Here is a 16226-nt window from a genome sequence, read left to right as displayed (position 1 = left end):
ATGAAAAACGTGACCATTACCGTGGACGACAATGTGCTGGAATGGGCGCGTGTCGAAGCCGCGCGGCGTGGCACCAGCGTGTCGCGCATGGTCGGAGACTTCCTGGCCGAGATGCAGCGCCGCGAGGACGCTTATGAACGCGCCTACTTGGCGTGGCGCACCGATGAGCGCACCTGGCAGGCCGGTCCGGCCAAGGAGGCCGCGCGCAGCGTGTGCCTGGCGCGCACGGGCGCCGGAGAACGCGCATGAGCCGCGCCAATGCCTTGCGCCAGCCGGTGTTCGTCGATACCTCGGTGCTGGTCAGCGCCGAGAATGCCGCCGATCCTTCCCACGAAGCCGTGCTCGGCTGGCTCGACCGGCTGTGGCGCGAGCGCCTCGGGCGCGTGAGCTCGCAGGGGCTGGCCGAGTTCTATGAAGCCGTGACCGGCGCCGAGCCGCGGCCCATGTCGCAAGGCGATGCGCGCGCCGCGATCCGCCGCTACAACACCTGGACGCCGTGGCAGATCGATGCCGCGACGCTCGAAACCGCCTGGGCCGTCGAGGCCCGCCACCAGCTGGCCTGGGGCGACTGCCTGGCGCTGGCCGCGGCCCAGCACAGCGGCTGCGAGAGCCTGCTGTCGCTGCAGCTGCCGCACGGCGCGCAGTTTGGCGGCGTGCAGATCATTCATCCCGGCCGCCAGCCTCTTGCGGATGCGCCCGGGACACAGGACTGAAGACCAATGACAGAACCCGAGAACCTGGCGCGTGCACTGCAGCGCATCCGTCCCGACGTGCGTGCCATGCATGCCTATGTGGTGCAGCCCGCGGGCGGCATGCTCAAGATGGACGCGATGGAAAATCCGTTTGGCTTGCCGCCGCAGTTGCAGGCCGCGCTGGGCGCGCGCCTCGGGGCGCTGGCGCTCAACCGCTATCCCGGCGAGCGGCTCGAAGACCTCAAGCAGGCACTGATGCAGTACGCGGGCGCGCCCGCGGGCTCGGCCATCGTGCTGGGCAATGGCTCCGATGAGCTGATCTCGCTGCTGGCCCTGGCCTGCGCCCAGGCCGGCGCGGGCCAGCGTGCCAAGCTGCTCGCGCCCATGCCCGGCTTCGTGATGTACCCGATGAGCGCCCAGCTCCAGGGCCTGGACTTCGTCAATGTGTCGCTGACGGCCGATTTCGAGCTGGACGAAGCCGCGATGCTGGCGGCCATTGCCGAGCACCGCCCGGCCATCACCTATCTGGCCTATCCCAACAATCCCACGGCCACGCTCTGGGACGAAGCCGTGGTGCAGCGCGTGATCGACGCCGTGGGCGCGCAGGGCGGCATCGTGGTCATGGACGAGGCCTACCAGCCGTTTGCAAGCCGCAGCTGGCTCGCGCGCATGCAGGCCGAGCCGGCACGCAACGCCCATGTGCTGCTGATGCGCACGCTCAGCAAGTTCGGCCTGGCCGGTGTGCGCCTGGGCTACCTGATCGGCCCGGCCGCGCTGGTCGGCGAGATCGAGAAGGTGCGCCCGCCCTACAACGTGAGCGTGCTCAACTGCGAGGCCGCGCTGTTCGCGCTCGAGCATGCCGAGGTGTTTGCCGCCCAAGCCGCCGAGCTGCGCGCCGCGCGCAGCGAACTGCTGGCCGCGCTGCGCCGCATGCCCGGCGTGCTCAAGGTCTGGGACAGTGAAGCCAACATGGTGCTGATCCGCGTGGCCGACCCGGCTGCCGCCCATGCGGGCATGAAGGCCCGCGGCGTGCTGGTGAAGAATGTCGCGGCCCTGCATCCCCTGCTGGCCCAATGTTTGCGTCTGACCGTTGGCAGCTCGGCCGACAATGCCCTTATGCTTGCCGCACTGGAAGCTTCGATATGACCTCCTCCGCCCTCATTCCCTCCACCTCCGGCGCGCCGCGCGTGGCCGAAGTCAGCCGCAACACGGCCGAGACCCGCATCAGCGTGCGCATCAACCTCGATGGCACGGGCCAGAACCAGCTCAGCAGCGGCATTGGCTTTCTCGACCACATGCTCGAGCAGATCGCGCGCCACGGCCTGATCGACATGGACGTGCAGTGCGAAGGCGACCTGCATATCGACGGCCACCACACGGTCGAGGACATCGGCATCACGCTGGGCCAGGCCTTTGCGCGTGCCGTTGGCGACAAGAAGGGCCTGCGCCGCTACGGCCACGCCTATGTGCCGCTCGATGAGGCGCTGTCGCGCGTGGTCATCGACTTCTCGGGCCGCCCGGGCCTGCACATGGATGTGAAGTTCACCGCCGGGCGCATCGGCCAGCTCGATACGCAACTGGTCTACGAATTCTTCCAGGGCTTCGTGAACCACGCCGGCATGACGCTGCACATCGACAACCTCAAGGGCTTCAACGCCCACCACCAGTGCGAATCGGTGTTCAAGGCCTTTGCGCGTGCGCTGCGCGCGGCGCTGGAGATCGATCCGCGCGCCGCGACTTCCATTCCTTCGACCAAGGGTTCGCTGTGAACAAGGCCATCCAAGCCAAGACCGTTGCCGTGGTCGACTACGGCATGGGCAATCTGCGCTCGGTGTCGCAGGCGGTGAAGGCCGCCGCGCAGGATACCGGCTGGCAGGTCGTGGTGACCGCCGATCCCGACGTGGTGCGCGCCGCCGACCGCGTGGTGTTGCCCGGCCAGGGCGCGATGCCCGACTGCATGCGCGAGCTGCGCAGCTCGGGCCTGCAGGAGCCGGTACTCGAAGCCGCGCGCAGCAAGCCGCTGTTCGGCGTGTGCGTCGGCATGCAGATGCTGCTCGACCACAGCGAGGAGGGCGATACGCCCGGCCTGGGCTTGATTCCGGGCGTGGTGCGCAAGTTCCAGCTCGAAGGCCGGAGCCAGCCCGACGGCAGCCGTTTCAAGGTGCCGCAGATGGGCTGGAACCAGGTCCAGCAAAGCCAGCCGCATCCGGTCTGGCAGGGCGTGCCCGATGGCAGCTTCTTCTATTTCGTGCACAGCTTCTATGCCCAGCCCGAAGCGGCCGCGCATTGCGCCGGTGAAACCGACTTCGGAGGCCGCTTTGCCGCCGCCATCGCGCGCGACAATATTTTCGCCACCCAGTTCCACCCCGAGAAGAGCGCCGACCAGGGCCTGGCCCTGTTTCGCAACTTCCTGCACTGGAAACCCTGATTCCCGTTCCCCGCCGGCGCCGCCGGCAACCTTTCCTTTCGAACCATCATGCTGCTCATTCCCGCCATTGACCTCAAGGACGGCCACTGCGTTCGCCTCAAGCAGGGCGACATGGACCAATCGACCACTTTCGGTGAAGACCCCGCGGCCATGGCGCGCAAGTGGGTCGATGCCGGCGCACGCCGCCTGCACCTGGTCGATCTGAACGGCGCGTTCGCGGGCGCGCCCAAGAACAATGCGGCCATCAAGTCGATCCTGGCCGAAGTTGGCAGCGAGATCCCGGTGCAACTGGGCGGCGGCATCCGCGACCTCGACACCATCGAACGCTACATCGATGCCGGCATGCGCTACCTGATCATCGGCACGGCCGCGGTGAAGAACCCGGGTTTCCTGCAGGACGCCTGCACGGCGTTCGCGGGCCACATCATCGTCGGCCTCGACGCCAAGGACGGCAAGGTTGCGATCGACGGCTGGAGCAAGCTCACCGGCCAGGACGTGCTGAGCGTGGCCAAGCGTTTCGAGGACTGGGGCGTCGAGTCCATCATCTACACCGACATCGGCCGCGACGGCATGCTCTCGGGCATCAACATCGATGCCACCGTGAAGCTCGCGCAATCGCTGTCGATTCCGGTCATCGCTTCGGGCGGCCTGGCCGGCATGAGCGATATCGAGCAGCTGTGCGCGGTCGAGAGCGAAGGCGTGCAGGGCGTGATCTGCGGCCGCGCGATCTATACCGGCGACCTGGACTTCGCGGCCGGCCAGGCGCGGGCCGACGAGCTCAACGGTGCTTGATTCGGGCTTTGCGGCCGGAGCCGCCGAATGGCAGGACCTGCCGGCCATCCGGCTGGCGCTGCCCGGCGGCGACAGCGCGCTGGTGGCCTTGCAGGGCGCGCAGGTGCTGTCGTGGGTGGCGGACGGCGCCGAGCAGCTGTTCCTGAGCCCGCTGGCCGCGCATGACGGCCACACGCCGATCCGCGGCGGCATTCCACTGTGCTTTCCGCAGTTCAACCAGCGCGGTCCGCTGGTCAAGCATGGGTTTGCGCGCACGCTGGCCTGGCAGGCCCGCGCCGAGGAGGCGCGCACCGACGGCGACGGCCTGCGGCTCACGCTGCGGCTCGAAGACAGCGCCGCGACGCGCGCGGTCTGGCCGCATGCGTTTGCCGCCGAACTCGAGGTCTGGCTGCAACCCGGTGCGCTGACGGTGCAGCTGTCTGTGCACAACCCGGGCGACGCCCCGCTGGCCTTCACGGCCGCGCTGCACAGCTATCTGCGCGTCGATGACGTGGCCACCACCACGCTGTCCGGTTTCGACGGCCTGCGCTACTGGGATGCGGTCGAAGACACGCATCCGCAGCAGCAGGGCGCACTGGCGTTTGGCGCCGAACTCGACCGGGTCTACCCGCGGCCCGCGCAGCCCATGGTGATCCATGCTGCGGGCGTGGAGCGGCTGCGCATCGCGCAGGACCCGGCCTGGGCCGACACCGTGGTCTGGAACCCGGGCCCGCAGCTGTGCGCGCGCCTGGCCGACATGCCAGCCGACGGCTATCGGCATATGCTGTGCGTGGAGGCCGCGGCCATCGATGCGCCGGTGATGCTTGCGCCGCAGGGCCGCTGGCACGCGGCGCAGCGCCTCGAACGGCTGCCGCGCAGTGCGCACACCGCAAAGGAAACCCCATGATTCTCGTGACCGGCGGAGCCGGCTTCATCGGCTCGCATACCTGCGTGGAGCTGGCCGCGGCCGGCGAAGCGTTTGTCATTCTGGACAATTTCAGCAACAGCCAGCGCGGCGTGCTCGAGCGCCTGGCGCAGATCACCGGCCAGGCACCGCTGTTCGAGGAAGGCGATGTACGCGATGGCGCCTTGCTGGCCCGGCTGTTTGCCAAGTACCCGATCGATGCGGTGATCCATTTCGCGGCCTTCAAGGCCGTGGGCGAATCGGTGGCCAAGCCGCTGGCCTATTACGACAACAATGTCGGCGGCACGGTCACGCTGCTGCAGGCCATGCAGCAGGCCGGTGTGCGCACGCTGGTGTTTTCGTCCTCCGCCACGGTCTATGCTGAATCGGCCGTCCAGCCGATCGCCGAGGATTTCCCGCTGTCGCCGAGCAACCCCTATGGCCAGACCAAGCTGATGATCGAGCAGGTGCTGGCCGACCTTGATGCGTCCGAGCCCCAGGCCTGGCGCCTGGCGCGGCTGCGCTATTTCAACCCGGTCGGCGCGCATGAAAGCGGGCTGATCGGCGAGGATCCGCAGGACACGCCCAACAACCTGATGCCTTTTGTCGCCCAGGTCGCCACCGGCCAGCGCGCGCAATTGCGCGTCTTCGGCAACGACTACCCCACGGTCGACGGCACGGGCATGCGCGACTACATCCATGTGACCGACCTGGCCAAGGGCCACCTGGCCGCACTGCGCTACCTGCGCCAGCACCCCGGCCTGCTGACCGTGAACCTGGGTTCGGGCCGGCCGGCATCGGTCTTGCAACTGGTCGACAGCTTTGCGCGCGCCAGCGGCCGGCCGATTCCCTACGAAGTCGCCGAACGCCGCGCTGGCGACCTGGCCCAGTACTGGGCCGAACCCGCGCTGGCCGAGCGCCTGCTGGGCTGGCGCGCCGAACTCGACCTCGATCGCATGTGCGCCGATGCCTGGCGCTGGCAGGACGGCGAAGCCCGCCGCCGCGCCGCCGCCGCACCGGCCGCCTGACCCTTTTTCCTTTCCGAGAGCCACAGCGCCATGCTTGCCAAACGCATCATTCCCTGCCTTGACGTGACCGGCGGCCGCGTCGTCAAGGGCGTCAATTTTCTCGAGCTGCGCGATGCCGGCGATCCGGTGGAGATCGCCGCGCGCTACAACGGGCAGGGCGCGGACGAACTGACCTTTCTCGACATCACCGCCACCAGCGACGGCCGCGACCTGATCCTGCCGATCATCGAGGCCGTGGCCAGCCAGGTCTTCATTCCGCTCACCGTGGGCGGTGGCGTGCGTACCGTCGAAGACGTGCGCCGCCTGCTCAATGCGGGCGCCGACAAGACCAGCTTCAACTCCGCCGCGCTGGCCAACCCCGATGTGATCAACGCCGCTTCGCAGAAGTACGGCGCGCAGTGCATCGTGGTGGCCATCGATGCCAAGCGCCGCACGCCCGAGGACGCGCAGCGCCCCGGCGCCGACGGCCTGCCCGTGGGGCCGGGCTGGGATGTCTACAGCCATGGCGGCCGCAAGAACACCGGCCTCGACGCCGTGCAGTGGGCCAGCGAAATGGCGCGCCGCGGCGCGGGCGAGATCCTGCTGACCAGCATGGACCGCGACGGCACCAAGTCGGGATTCGACCTGGCGCTCACGCGCGCCGTGAGCGACGCCGTGGGCGTGCCGGTCATTGCCTCGGGCGGCGTCGGCAATCTCGACCACCTCGCCGATGGCGTGCAGCAGGGCGGCGCCGATGCAGTGCTGGCGGCCAGCATCTTCCACTATGGCGAATACACCGTCGGGCAGGCCAAGCAGCGCATGGCCGACCGCGGAATCCCTGTTCGGCTGTGACGTAACCCCCACGCTTGCCCACTGCGTGTGGCTGCGCTGCCTCCCCGAGGGGGCCGTGCCCCGCCTTGGGGGGGCCGCCCAGGCGCGGCCCGGCGGCGGCGCTGACTTCAACGAAAACTCAACGACAATCAAAGCATGAACTGGCTCGATCAAGTGAAATGGGATGCGCAGGGCCTGGTGCCCGTCATTGCGCAGGAGCACGCCACGGGCGACGTGCTGATGTTTGCCTGGATGAACCGCGAAGCGCTCGAGAAGACCGCCGAGCTGGGCCGTGCGGTCTATTTCAGCCGCTCGCGCAACCGCTTGTGGTTCAAGGGCGAGGAGTCGGGCCATGTGCAGCAGGTGCATGAGATGCGCCTGGACTGCGACAACGACGTGGTGCTGCTGAAGATCACCCAGCTGGGCCACGAGCCCGGCATCGCCTGCCATACGGGCCGCCACAGCTGCTTCTACAGCGTGCTCAAGGACGGCGCCTGGACACCGGTGGAGCCGGTGCTCAAGGACCCTCAAACCATTTACCGGTAATTTCCAGATGACTGCTCCCGAAAATCATTCCAGCGAAGGCGCGCTCGCGCGGCTGGCCGCGGTGATCGAAAGCCGCAAGGTGGCCAATGGCGGCGACCCCGAGAAAAGCTATGTCGCGCGCCTGCTGCACAAGGGGCCCGACGCCTTCTTGAAGAAGATCGGCGAGGAGGCCACGGAAGTGGTGATGGCGGCCAAGGATGTCGACCATGGGGCCGATCCGGGGAAACTGCTTTACGAGGTGGCCGATCTCTGGTTTCATACGATGGTGGCACTGTCCCACTACGGGCTCGATCCCGCAGAGGTGATTGCCGAGCTCGAGCGCCGCGAAGGCACGAGCGGCCTGGAGGAAAAAGCCCTGCGCAAAGCGCAAAAGCGCGCCATTGATGAAGGAGAAGTTGCATGCGTGATGACATCGTCGACGTCCAAACCGTAGATCCGGAGCGCTTTGAAGGCCTCAAAGCCTGGGGCTGGGTCAGCTATGTCCTGCACCTGGTCGTGGCGGTGGCTGCCGTGGTGCCTGCGGCGCAACCCAGCATCGCGCTGTTGGTGATCGCACTGGTGATCGATCTGGTCAAGCGCAGCGATGCCGCCGGCACCTGGCAGGCCAGCCATTTCTCCTGGCGCATCCGCAGTGTGGTCTGGGCCGGTGTGCTGTACCTGGTCACGGCGCCGCTGTGGCTGCTGTTCTTCTTCCCCGGCTGGATTGCCTGGGTGGTCATTTCCATCTGGTTCCTGTACCGCATCGTGCGCGGCATGGTGGCAATGAACCGGAACCAGGCCGTCGAAGCCTGAAGAAGCGTTTTTCCCCTGCGCGGCAGGCCGCCAGGCCGGCCGCGGCCCTTTTCCTGTGTTCACACTGACATGCACGATCCCGACTGCCTTTTCTGCAAGATCATTGCCGGCCAGATTCCCTCGCGCAAGGTGTACGAGGACGATCAGGTCTTTGCGTTTCACGACATCCACCCCGGCGCGCCGATCCACTTCCTGATGCTGCCGAAAAAGCACATTGCATCGATGGCCCAGGTCCAGCCCGAGGATGCCGGCCTGCTGGGCCACATGCTCACGCTCGCGCCCCAACTGGCGCAGGAACAGGGCGCGAATCCCTATCCCGAAGGCGGCTTCCGCGTGGTGATCAACACCGGCACCGAGGGCGGGCAGGAAATCCACCACCTGCACATGCACATCATGGGCGGTCCGCGTCCGTGGCTCAAAGGTTAATGACGGCTGTGTGGCGAAAAGGGCGATTCATCAAGCCTTCACGCACGCCGTCTAAAATGTTCCGAATTCGTTAGGAGATACACATGGGTTCCTTTTCCATCTGGCACTGGCTGATCGTGCTGCTCATCGTCGTCATGGTGTTCGGCACCAAGAAGCTCAAGAACCTCGGCTCCGATCTGGGCGGCGCGGTCAAGGGCTTCAAGGATGGCGTCAAGGACGGCGGTACGGATCCGGCAGCGCCGGGCACTGCCACGCCGGGCGTCACGCCGGCTCCTGGCCAGGTCGTCAACCAGACCGCGGCCGACAAGGCCACCATCGACGTCGAAGCCAAGCAAAAGCTCTGAAGCGCTGAGGCGCTGCATGCATGATTGATATTGGCCTGTCCAAGATGGCGCTGATCGGCGCGGTGGCATTGATTGTCATCGGGCCGGAGAAGCTGCCGCGCGTGGCGCGTACCGTGGGGACCTTGCTTGGCAAGGCCCAGCGCTATGTCGCCGATGTGAAAGCCGAGGTCAACCGCTCGATGGAGCTCGATGAGCTCAAGAAGATGAAGGAATCGGTGGAAGGGGCGGCGCGCGATGTCGAGCAGACCATTCACACCAGCGCCAGCGACTTCGAGAAGGACTGGAATTCCAGCCTCGGCGATGCGTCGGACACCGCTTCCGGCAGCTACACGCCGTCGTATGAAGACCTGGGGCGCAGCGTGGTGCCCGCCTACACCCATCCGCGCAAGAACTGGCGCGTCAAGCGTGCCGCCGTGCCCCAGTGGTACAAGGCGCGTGCGGGCGTGCGCAGCAAGGCACAATCGGGTGCGGCGCGCGTGGCGCGCTTTCGTCCGCAGAAATTCCGCTAGGCCTGCCTTTGGGCAGGCACGGGGCGAGGGCCGCGCAGTCATCGTGCTGCGCGCTTTTTTATTGGTCTTTCCGAAATGTGTCAGGGCCTGACGGCCCGCAACCCCACCATGGCAGACAATTCCTCCAAAGAAGACGAGCTGGCCGGCACCGAGCAGCCATTCGTGCAGCACCTGCTGGAGCTGCGCAACCGCCTGCTGTATTGCATCTACGGCATTGCCATTGCCGTGGCGCTGCTGGCGCTGTGGCCCGGCCCGAACGGCCTGATCGATTTCATCTCGCATCCGATCAAGGCGCACATGCCGCCCGACGCCAAGCTGATTGCGGTTGGCGTGTTCACGCCGTTCTTCGTGCCGATCAAGGTGCTGGGCATGGTCGGCGTGCTGGCTACGCTGCCGTGGATCATGTACCAGATGTGGGCCTTCGTGTCTCCCGGCCTCTACAGCCATGAGAAGCGCTTCGCGCTGCCGCTGATCCTTTTCGGCAGCCTGCTGGCCTATGTCGGCATTGCCTTCGTGCAGTTCTTCGTGCTCGACAAGATGTTTGCCTTCATCCAGGGCTTCACGCCCGACAGCGTGGCGGCCACCCCGGACATCGCGTCGTATGTCGAGGCCATCCTGTCGCTGTATCTCGCGTTTGGCCTGGCGTTCCAGGTGCCGATCGTGGTGATGCTGCTGGTGCGTTTCAATCTGGTCGAAATCGCCAAGCTCAAGGCCTTCCGCGGCTACTTCGTCGTGGTGTCGTTCGTCATTGCCGCCGTGGTCACGCCGCCCGATGTGATCTCGCAGCTGGCGCTGGCGATTCCGATGTGCATTCTTTACGAAGTCGGCATTCTCGGCGCGGGCTGGTTCAACCGGGTCTCGCGCTCGCCAGGCAGCGAAGAGGAAGAAGCGTCGGCCTCACCGGACAAGTGATCCGGCTTTGCAGGACATGAAAAAAGCGGCCATCGGCCGCTTTTTTTCATGGCTTGCCTGGACCGTCAGCGCCGGGGTTGCGCGCCGCGTTGCGCCTGGTTGGGGCGCGCCGTTGGCGTGACCTTGATGGTGACTTCCGAATCACCGCGGCGCAGCTCGAAATCGGCGGCGGTGCCCGGTGTCAGGCCGGCCACCGTGGTGAGCAGCTCGGACACGGTGCGCACCGGTTTGCCGTCGACCTGCTGGATCACGTCGCCGGGGCGCATGCCGGCCTGGGCCGCGGGGCCGGCCTGGAGCACGCCGGTGACGATCACGCCCGCGCCCGGCTTGACGCCAAAGGTCTCGGCGAGTTCGGGCGAGAGCTCGTTGGGTTCGACGCCGATCCAGCCGCGCGTCACATGCCCGTCCTTGACGATGCTGTCGAGCACCATCTTGGCCGTGGACACCGGAATCGCGAAGCCGATACCCATGCTGCCGCCCGAGCGCGAGTAGATCGCGGTATTGATGCCCAGCAGGTTGCCGTTGACGTCGACCAGCGCGCCGCCCGAGTTGCCGGGGTTGATGGCGGCATCGGTCTGGATGAAGTTCTCGAAGGTGTTGATGCCCAGCTGGCTGCGGCCCAGCGCGCTGACGATGCCGCTGGTCACGGTCTGGCCCACGCCAAACGGGTTGCCGATGGCCAGCACCTGGTCGCCGACCGCGAGCTGGTCGGAATTGCCCAGCACGATGACCGGCAGCTTGTCGAGCGCGATCTTCAGGATCGCCAGGTCGGTTTCGGGGTCGGTGCCGATGACGCTGGCCTTGGCCTGGCGGCTGTCGGTCAGCGTGACTTCGATGTCGTCCGCGCCTTCGACCACATGGTTGTTGGTCAGGATGTAGCCGTCGGGGCTGATGATGACGCCGCTGCCCAGGCCGGTCTGCTCCTGCGTGCCCTGGTCGCCAAAGAAGAACTGGAACCAGGGGTCGTTGCTGCGCGGGTGGCGCACGGCCTTGCTGGTGTTGATGCTCACGACGGCAGGCGCGGCCTTGCGCGCGGCGCCGCTGAAGCTGCCCGGCGCGACGGTGCCCGCGGGGACCGGCGGCGCCTCGATCAGCGACACGCCGGCACTGGTCATGGTCGTACGGCCGCGCAACCAGTCAGGCTGCAGCGTGGCAACAACGAAATAGGCGGCAACCAGCACGGTCACGGCCTGGGAAAACAAAAGCCAGGTGCGCTTCATGAAATCCATCTGCAAGGTGAAACAAGCAGCCATTGTGCTGCAAGCGCATGGGCGCGCAAGCAGCATGGTCCGGCCCCGGAGTACCGGGGTTGCGCATACAGGTTAGGGTGAAACCCTAGAATTGCAACAACTGCGCCAGGCTGCGTTCACTAAAGTCCCGTTACATCCTTGCGGGAGGCTAGTCACTTTTTCCTCACCCAGGCATTGGAAGAACCGGTTGCCGTCCACCATCCGTGGTTGCGGCAGCTGCGCTGTTTTGTTGTTGACTCTTTTCTGCGAACGCCATGACTACGCTTGATTACTCCACCGGCAAGGCCTTGCCCGACGGTGCGCCGGCCCGACCGTTGACGAAGAAGGACTACAAGACCCTGGGGCTGTCGGCCCTCGGCGGAACGCTTGAGTTCTACGACTTCGTCGTCTACATCTTCTTTGCCAATGTGCTGGGCCGCCTGTTCTTCCCCGAGCAGATGCCCGAATGGCTGCGCCAGCTGCAGACGCTGGGCATCTTCGCCGCCGGCTACCTGGCACGGCCCCTGGGCGGCATCATCATTGCGCACTATGGCGACATCCTGGGCCGCAAGAAGATGTTCACGCTGTCGATCTTCCTGATGTCGCTGCCGACGCTGGTGATCGGCCTGTTGCCGACCTACGAGGCCATCGGCATTGCCGCGCCGCTGCTGCTGCTGGCGATGCGCGTGCTGCAAGGCGCGGCCATCGGCGGCGAAATGCCTGGCGCCTGGGTCTTCGTGGCCGAGCACGTGCCGCAAAAGCACTACGGCCTGGCCGTGGGCACGCTGACGGCCGGCATCACCGGCGGCATCCTGCTGGGCTCGCTGATTGCCGTGGGCATCAACAGCTGGTTCAGCACCAGCGAGATCAATGCCTATGCCTGGCGCATTCCGTTCATCCTGGGCGGCGTATTCGGCATGGTGTCGGTGTACCTGCGCCGCTTCCTGGAAGAGACGCCGATCTTCAAGGAACTCGCCGAACGCAAGAAGATCGGCCGCGAGCTGCCGCTCAAGACCATCCTGCGCGAGCACCGTCCGGCCATCGTGCTGGTGGCGCTGATGACCTGGGTGCTGTCCACGGCCATCGTCGTGGTGATCCTGTTCACGCCCGCCTATCTGCAGAAGGTGTTCCAGATTCCCGCGGCGCTGTCGCTGCAGGCCAACGTGGCCGCCACGCTGATGCTTACCATCGGCTGCCTGTTCACGGGCTGGGCCACCGACCGCTTCGGCACCAAGGCGGTGATGATCGTCGGCTGGGGCGGCATGACCGTGACCGCCTACCTGTTCTACCTGGGCCTGCCGGGTACGCCCACATCGCTCATCGCGCTGTACGCGCTGGTCGGTTTCTTCGTCGGCTCGATCTCGCTGCTGCCCATCGTCGGCGTGCGGGCTTTCCCGCCGGCCGTGCGCTTCTCGGGCTTGTCGTTCTCCTACAACATGGCCTATGCGGTGTTTGGCGGCCTGACGCCGGTGCTGATCAGCGTCGGCCAGCAATACGACCACCTGTTCCCGGCCCACTACGTCGGTGCGATGGGCATCCTGGGCGTGGCACTGGCTTTCTGGCCCCTGTCGTACAAGGGCTGGCAGGTCCGCAGCGAAAAGTCCTGAGGTTCGGGGGCATGGATGCGACAATCGCGCCATGACCCTCTCGCGCCAAGACCTGCTGGGCAGTCTCGATGACCTGCTGCAGCCCCAACGCTTCAAGGACTACGGACCCAACGGCCTGCAGGTCGAAGGCAAGCCCCGCATCTCCCGGCTGGTCAGTGGCGTCACTGCCAGCCGGGCACTGATCGAGGCCGCCATCGACCTGCAGGCCGATGCCATTTTCGTGCACCACGGCCTGTTCTGGCGCGGCCACGACGGCCGTGTCACGGGCTGGATGAAAGAGCGCCTGCGCCTGCTGCTGGCGCATGACATCAACCTGTTTGCCTACCACCTGCCGCTCGATGCGCACCCCGAGCTGGGCAACAACGCGCAGCTGGGCCTGCGCCTGGGCTGGGAGGCGCAAGGCCGCTTCGGCGAACAGGAACTGGGCTGGCTTGGCGCCTTGCCCGCGCCCGCCACCGATGCGGCGCAGGTCGCGACGCATGTGCAGCAGGTGCTGGGCCGCGAGGCGGTATGCCTGCCGGGCGACGGCCGGCCCATCCGCCAGATCGCCTGGTGCACGGGCGGCGCGCAGGGCTTCTTCGAGCCGGCCATTGCCGCCGGCGCCGACCTGTTCCTGACCGGCGAGATCTCCGAACCGCAAGCCCATCTGTCGCGCGAGACCGGCGTGGCCTTCATTGCCGCGGGCCACCATGCGACCGAACGCTATGGCGCGCCCGCGGTCGCGGCCCATGTCGCGGCCGCGCATGGCCTGGACCATGTGTTCGTTGAAATCGACAACCCGGCCTGAGCCATGACCCTGCCTGAATCCGCGGCCCGCGCCATTGCCATCACGCAGGGCGACTGCGCCGGCATCGGCCCCGAAACCATTGCCAAGGCATTCCGCGATGCGCCTGAAACGCTGCGCGGCTGCTTCATCGTCGGCGAGTTGCAAACGCTGCGGCGCGCCGCAGCCGCGGTGACGCGTGCCGGCGACACGGCGCTGCCGGTGGCGGTCATCGACCATCCCGAGGAGGCCTGGAGCGTGCCGCCGCGCTGCCTGCCTTTGCTGCCGCTGGCTGGCCTGCCCGGGCCCGCGCCCTGGGGCGAGATTTCACGCGATGCCGGCGTTGCGGCCGCGCGCTGCGTCGAATGGGCGGCCACGGCGGCGTTGCAGGGGCGTATCGCGGCGCTCGTCACCGCCCCATTGCACAAGGAAGCGCTGGCGCTGGCCGGCGTCGATTTCCCCGGCCATACCGAACTGCTGCAGGCCGCGGCCGCGGCCCATGCGGGAGTGACGCTGGCCGAGATGCCGGTGCGCATGATGCTGGCCAACGACGAGCTGCGCACGGTGCTGGTGAGCATCCACATGTCGCTGCGCGACGCGCTCGAGGCCGTCACCGAACCGCAGGTGCGCGAGACGCTGCGCATCACCCATCTGGCACTGTCGCGCACGCTCGGGCGCGCGCCGCGCATTGCCGTGGCCGGCCTCAATCCGCATGCGGGCGAGGGCGGATTGTTCGGCCGCGAGGAGATCGAGACCATCGCGCCGGCCATTGCCGCCGCGCGGGCGCAGGGCATGGATGTGCATGGCCCGTTTGCGCCCGACACGGTCTTCATGCGCGCGCGCAACGCGCCCGGCCATCCGGGCGAGTTCGACGTGGTGCTGGCGATGTACCACGACCAGGGCCTGATCCCGGTGAAGTACCTCGGAGTGGAGCAGGGCGTCAATGTGACCCTGGGCCTGCCGCTGGTGCGCACCAGCCCCGACCACGGCACGGCCTTCGACATTGCGGGCCAGGGCATCGCGGATGCATCGAGCCTGATTGCCGCCGTGCACATGGCACGGCAGCTTTTAGGATAAGCAGGACGTGCCCAATGGAACTGGTAGTTAGGCGCGGAGTGCCGTTTTCAGTCCCTGGCCTATAAAGCCACCTTGCTCCAGCAAGGGAACACCGAGCAAGGGCCGCCCCGCAGCGATGGTGGCGTCCCTCAGCCGGGCGCCCCCCTCCACCGAAGGTTGAGAGGGGGAAGCCGGGGCCCGCCCAGGGCGTGAGCGGCTCAGGGGGTGTTTCGAATGAGGCTGTCGCGGATCTCGCGCAGCAGGACCACATCCTCGGGCGTTTCCGCCACCACCACCACGGGCGGCGGCGCGTTGCGCTTGAGGCGGTTGATCTGCTTGATCATCAGGAAGATGATGAATGCCAGGATGAGGAAGTTGACGGCCACCGTGATGAAGCTGCCATAAGCCAGCACCGGCACGCCGGCCTTGCGCAGTGCGTCGAGCGTGCGCGCCGTGCCCTCGGGCACCGTTCCCAGCACCAGGAACAGGTTGGAGAAGTCGAGCTTGCCGAACACCAGGCCGACGACGGGCATGATCAGGTCGGATACGACCGAGTCGACGATCTTGCCGAACGCGCCGCCAATGATCACGCCTACCGCCAAGTCAATGACGTTTCCCTTGACGGCGAACTCACGGAATTCCTGCATCATGCCCATGCGAATGCTCCCGGTTGGTGGATCGGCAAATATCCCAGTATTGCTTGACCTAGGTCATTGTCAACGGGCAAATACCGCATGGAATAACCACACTCACCCCGCTACAATTTGCCGTTGACCCCCCAATAATAGCGATCTATATCGAGGATCCCCATGAGTGATACTCCAATCGACTCCAGCAAGCGCACGTGGATCATCACGTCGGCCTGCGCGGGTGCGGTGGGCGGCGTGGCAACTGCCGTCCCTTTTGTGAGCACCTTCCAGCCGTCCGAAAAGGCCAAGGCAGCAGGCGCGGCAGTTGAGGTGGATATCTCCGCCCTCAAGCCCGGCGAGAAGGTCACGGTGGAGTGGCGCGGCAAGCCGGTCTGGATCATCAAGCGCTCGCCCGAGCAGCTTGCCGACCTGCCCAAGCTCGATGCGCAACTGGCCGATCCCAAGTCCGAGCGCAAGCCCGCGGAACTGACCCCCGAATACGCACGCAACGAGCACCGCTCGATCAAGCCCGAGATCCTGGTCGCCGTGGGCATCTGCACCCACCTGGGCTGCTCGCCCACCGACAAGCTCCAGGCCGGCCCGCAACCCTCGCTGCCCGATGACTGGAAGGGCGGTTTCCTGTGCCCCTGCCATGGCTCGACCTTCGACATGGCCGGCCGCGTCTTCAAGAACAAGCCGGCTCCGGACAACCTGGAAGTGCCGCCCCACATGTACCTGTCGGAGACCAAGCTCCTGATCGGTGAAGACAAGGCCTGAGGG

General features: G+C 66.5%; 21 protein-coding genes and 1 pseudogene. 20 read left to right on the top strand and 2 right to left on the bottom strand.

Annotated elements, in window-relative coordinates; genetic code table 11:
- From HUK68_RS15900 to tatC, 16 genes and pseudogenes are all read left to right on the top strand, one after another.
- Nucleotides 1-249: a DUF6364 family protein gene (locus HUK68_RS15900; protein WP_175505067.1), complete on the top strand. Its 249-nt coding sequence runs from the start codon at nt 1-3 to the stop codon at nt 247-249.
- A complete protein-coding gene (locus HUK68_RS15895; protein ID WP_175505066.1) occupies nt 246-713 on the top strand; it encodes a PIN domain-containing protein in 468 nt (155 codons plus the stop codon). The genes HUK68_RS15900 and HUK68_RS15895 overlap by 4 nt, the downstream gene beginning before the upstream one ends.
- 6 nt (nt 714-719) lie before the next feature.
- Nucleotides 720-1838: a pyridoxal phosphate-dependent aminotransferase gene (locus tag HUK68_RS15890; RefSeq protein ID WP_175505065.1), complete on the top strand. Its 1119-nt coding sequence runs from the start codon at nt 720-722 to the stop codon at nt 1836-1838.
- Complete coding sequence (gene hisB, locus HUK68_RS15885; protein ID WP_175505064.1) at nt 1835-2461, top strand: imidazoleglycerol-phosphate dehydratase HisB; 627 nt, start codon at nt 1835-1837, stop codon at nt 2459-2461. The genes HUK68_RS15890 and hisB overlap by 4 nt, the downstream gene beginning before the upstream one ends.
- Before the next feature lie 8 nt (nt 2462-2469).
- A complete protein-coding gene (gene hisH / locus HUK68_RS15880) occupies nt 2470-3120 on the top strand; it encodes an imidazole glycerol phosphate synthase subunit HisH (protein ID WP_175505868.1) in 651 nt (216 codons plus the stop codon).
- A gap of 48 nt (nt 3121-3168) precedes the next feature.
- Nucleotides 3169-3912, top strand: a complete 744-nt coding sequence (gene hisA, locus HUK68_RS15875; protein ID WP_175505063.1) for a 1-(5-phosphoribosyl)-5-[(5-phosphoribosylamino)methylideneamino]imidazole-4-carboxamide isomerase — start codon at nt 3169-3171, stop codon at nt 3910-3912.
- A complete protein-coding gene (locus tag HUK68_RS15870) occupies nt 3905-4798 on the top strand; it encodes a D-hexose-6-phosphate mutarotase (protein ID WP_175505062.1) in 894 nt (297 codons plus the stop codon). The genes hisA and HUK68_RS15870 overlap by 8 nt, the downstream gene beginning before the upstream one ends.
- Entirely contained in the window at nt 4795-5823 is a 1029-nt protein-coding gene (gene galE, locus HUK68_RS15865; protein WP_175505061.1) for a UDP-glucose 4-epimerase GalE, read from the top strand. Before HUK68_RS15870 ends, galE begins: the two co-directional genes overlap by 4 nt.
- A 30-nt stretch (nt 5824-5853) precedes the next feature.
- A complete protein-coding gene (gene hisF / locus HUK68_RS15860) occupies nt 5854-6654 on the top strand; it encodes an imidazole glycerol phosphate synthase subunit HisF (protein WP_175505060.1) in 801 nt (266 codons plus the stop codon).
- Between the two features lie 132 nt (nt 6655-6786).
- Nucleotides 6787-7179: pseudogene (gene hisI, locus HUK68_RS15855) on the top strand (phosphoribosyl-AMP cyclohydrolase); the annotation flags it as partial.
- 7 nt (nt 7180-7186) lie between these two features.
- Nucleotides 7187-7612 (top strand): phosphoribosyl-ATP diphosphatase, encoded by a 426-nt coding sequence (locus HUK68_RS15850; protein ID WP_175505058.1) that lies wholly within the window; start codon nt 7187-7189, stop codon nt 7610-7612.
- Nucleotides 7579-7971: a DUF4870 family protein gene (locus HUK68_RS15845; RefSeq protein WP_175505057.1), complete on the top strand. Its 393-nt coding sequence runs from the start codon at nt 7579-7581 to the stop codon at nt 7969-7971. The genes HUK68_RS15850 and HUK68_RS15845 overlap by 34 nt, the downstream gene beginning before the upstream one ends.
- Before the next feature lie 69 nt (nt 7972-8040).
- Nucleotides 8041-8397, top strand: a complete 357-nt coding sequence (locus tag HUK68_RS15840; protein ID WP_175505056.1) for a histidine triad nucleotide-binding protein — start codon at nt 8041-8043, stop codon at nt 8395-8397.
- 83 nt (nt 8398-8480) lie between these two features.
- A complete protein-coding gene (tatA, locus tag HUK68_RS15835) occupies nt 8481-8741 on the top strand; it encodes a Sec-independent protein translocase subunit TatA (RefSeq protein WP_175505055.1) in 261 nt (86 codons plus the stop codon).
- 20 nt (nt 8742-8761) lie between these two features.
- Nucleotides 8762-9250 carry a Sec-independent protein translocase protein TatB gene (tatB, locus tag HUK68_RS15830; protein WP_175505054.1) on the top strand — a complete coding sequence of 163 codons (489 nt, stop codon included), beginning with the start codon at nt 8762-8764 and terminating at the stop codon, nt 9248-9250.
- Between the two features lie 108 nt (nt 9251-9358).
- The gene (gene tatC / locus HUK68_RS15825) at nt 9359-10162 is read left to right on the top strand and encodes a twin-arginine translocase subunit TatC (RefSeq protein ID WP_175505053.1); all 804 of its coding nucleotides are present in this window, start codon (nt 9359-9361) and stop codon (nt 10160-10162) included.
- Between the two features lie 65 nt (nt 10163-10227).
- Here tatC and HUK68_RS15820 read toward each other — a convergent pair whose 3' ends face one another.
- On the bottom strand, nt 10228-11382 hold the full coding sequence (locus tag HUK68_RS15820; protein ID WP_175505052.1) for a Do family serine endopeptidase: 1155 nt from the start codon (nt 11380-11382) through the stop codon (nt 10228-10230).
- A 284-nt stretch (nt 11383-11666) separates the two neighbouring features.
- Here HUK68_RS15820 and HUK68_RS15815 point away from each other — a divergent pair, with 284 nt between their 5' ends.
- Genes HUK68_RS15815 through pdxA form a run of 3 tightly spaced genes read left to right on the top strand, consistent with a single transcriptional unit; the run spans nt 11667 to nt 14838 of the window.
- Nucleotides 11667-12998 carry an MFS transporter gene (locus HUK68_RS15815; RefSeq protein ID WP_175505051.1) on the top strand — a complete coding sequence of 444 codons (1332 nt, stop codon included), beginning with the start codon at nt 11667-11669 and terminating at the stop codon, nt 12996-12998.
- Nucleotides 12999-13029: 31 nt separating this feature from the next.
- On the top strand, nt 13030-13785 hold the full coding sequence (locus tag HUK68_RS15810) for a Nif3-like dinuclear metal center hexameric protein (RefSeq protein WP_175505050.1): 756 nt from the start codon (nt 13030-13032) through the stop codon (nt 13783-13785).
- Nucleotides 13786-13788: 3 nt separating this feature from the next.
- Entirely contained in the window at nt 13789-14838 is a 1050-nt protein-coding gene (gene pdxA / locus HUK68_RS15805) for a 4-hydroxythreonine-4-phosphate dehydrogenase PdxA (protein WP_175505049.1), read from the top strand.
- A 197-nt stretch (nt 14839-15035) separates the two neighbouring features.
- Here pdxA and mscL read toward each other — a convergent pair whose 3' ends face one another.
- On the bottom strand, nt 15036-15473 hold the full coding sequence (mscL, locus tag HUK68_RS15800; RefSeq protein WP_175505048.1) for a large conductance mechanosensitive channel protein MscL: 438 nt from the start codon (nt 15471-15473) through the stop codon (nt 15036-15038).
- A gap of 153 nt (nt 15474-15626) precedes the next feature.
- On the opposite strand from mscL, the gene petA reads away from it, so the two are divergent.
- A complete protein-coding gene (petA, locus tag HUK68_RS15795; protein ID WP_175505047.1) occupies nt 15627-16223 on the top strand; it encodes a ubiquinol-cytochrome c reductase iron-sulfur subunit in 597 nt (198 codons plus the stop codon).
- Nucleotides 16224-16226: the final 3 nt, after the last annotated feature.

This window comes from Comamonas antarctica (assembly GCF_013363755.1).
Lineage (GTDB): Bacteria > Pseudomonadota > Gammaproteobacteria > Burkholderiales > Burkholderiaceae_C > Comamonas > Comamonas antarctica.
Note: the sequence above shows the minus strand (reverse complement) of the source record. Positions and strands in the feature narration are given on the sequence as shown.

Excerpts from the sequence above, each read along its gene's own strand:
- HUK68_RS15900 (WP_175505067.1), top strand. The coding sequence starts at position 1 with ATGAAAAACGTGACCATTACCGTGGACGACAATGTGCTGGAATGGGCG.
- HUK68_RS15895 (WP_175505066.1), top strand. The coding sequence starts at position 246 with ATGAGCCGCGCCAATGCCTTGCGCCAGCCGGTGTTCGTCGATACCTCG.
- HUK68_RS15890 (WP_175505065.1), top strand. The coding sequence starts at position 720 with ATGACAGAACCCGAGAACCTGGCGCGTGCACTGCAGCGCATCCGTCCC.
- hisB (WP_175505064.1), top strand. The coding sequence starts at position 1,835 with ATGACCTCCTCCGCCCTCATTCCCTCCACCTCCGGCGCGCCGCGCGTG.
- hisA (WP_175505063.1), top strand. The coding sequence starts at position 3,169 with ATGCTGCTCATTCCCGCCATTGACCTCAAGGACGGCCACTGCGTTCGC.
- galE (WP_175505061.1), top strand. The coding sequence starts at position 4,795 with ATGATTCTCGTGACCGGCGGAGCCGGCTTCATCGGCTCGCATACCTGC.
- hisF (WP_175505060.1), top strand. The coding sequence starts at position 5,854 with ATGCTTGCCAAACGCATCATTCCCTGCCTTGACGTGACCGGCGGCCGC.
- HUK68_RS15850 (WP_175505058.1), top strand. The coding sequence starts at position 7,187 with ATGACTGCTCCCGAAAATCATTCCAGCGAAGGCGCGCTCGCGCGGCTG.
- HUK68_RS15845 (WP_175505057.1), top strand. The coding sequence starts at position 7,579 with ATGCGTGATGACATCGTCGACGTCCAAACCGTAGATCCGGAGCGCTTT.
- HUK68_RS15840 (WP_175505056.1), top strand. The coding sequence starts at position 8,041 with ATGCACGATCCCGACTGCCTTTTCTGCAAGATCATTGCCGGCCAGATT.
- tatA (WP_175505055.1), top strand. The coding sequence starts at position 8,481 with ATGGGTTCCTTTTCCATCTGGCACTGGCTGATCGTGCTGCTCATCGTC.
- tatB (WP_175505054.1), top strand. The coding sequence starts at position 8,762 with ATGATTGATATTGGCCTGTCCAAGATGGCGCTGATCGGCGCGGTGGCA.
- tatC (WP_175505053.1), top strand. The coding sequence starts at position 9,359 with ATGGCAGACAATTCCTCCAAAGAAGACGAGCTGGCCGGCACCGAGCAG.
- HUK68_RS15820 (WP_175505052.1), bottom strand. The coding sequence starts at position 11,382 with ATGAAGCGCACCTGGCTTTTGTTTTCCCAGGCCGTGACCGTGCTGGTT.
- HUK68_RS15815 (WP_175505051.1), top strand. The coding sequence starts at position 11,667 with ATGACTACGCTTGATTACTCCACCGGCAAGGCCTTGCCCGACGGTGCG.
- HUK68_RS15810 (WP_175505050.1), top strand. The coding sequence starts at position 13,030 with ATGACCCTCTCGCGCCAAGACCTGCTGGGCAGTCTCGATGACCTGCTG.
- pdxA (WP_175505049.1), top strand. The coding sequence starts at position 13,789 with ATGACCCTGCCTGAATCCGCGGCCCGCGCCATTGCCATCACGCAGGGC.
- mscL (WP_175505048.1), bottom strand. The coding sequence starts at position 15,473 with ATGGGCATGATGCAGGAATTCCGTGAGTTCGCCGTCAAGGGAAACGTC.
- petA (WP_175505047.1), top strand. The coding sequence starts at position 15,627 with ATGAGTGATACTCCAATCGACTCCAGCAAGCGCACGTGGATCATCACG.